Source organism: Proteus sp. FZP2095, assembly GCF_023701425.1.
Taxonomy (GTDB): Bacteria; Pseudomonadota; Gammaproteobacteria; order Enterobacterales; family Enterobacteriaceae; genus Proteus; species Proteus cibarius.
This window is the reverse complement of record NZ_JAMQBJ010000046.1, coordinates 1-255: the sequence shown is the minus strand read 5'-3', so window position 1 is coordinate 255 and position 255 is coordinate 1. Positions and strand designations below refer to the sequence as shown.

Genomic DNA, 255 nt, shown 5'->3' with positions numbered 1-255 from the left:
AGTGTACATAGAAGTACACGAGCAACGGAAGTTAAAAAATCGAGCCAGTTTGACAGTAAAAGCAAGCGGGACATTTGAGGATGGGGTGACTGCGTACCTTTTGTATAATGGGTCAGCGACTTATATTCTGTAGCGAGGTTAACCGTATAGGGGAGCCGTAGGGAAACCGAGTCTTAACTGGGCGAATGAGTTGCAGGGTATAGACCCGAAACCCGGTGATCTATCCATGGGCAGGTTGAAGGTTGGGTAACACTA

1 rRNA gene is annotated in these 255 nt (G+C 47.5%); it reads left to right on the top strand.

Annotated elements, in window-relative coordinates:
* Positions 1 to 64 precede the first annotated feature (64 nt).
* A 23S ribosomal RNA gene (locus NBG71_RS18780) occupies positions 65 to 255 on the top strand; the annotation flags it as partial.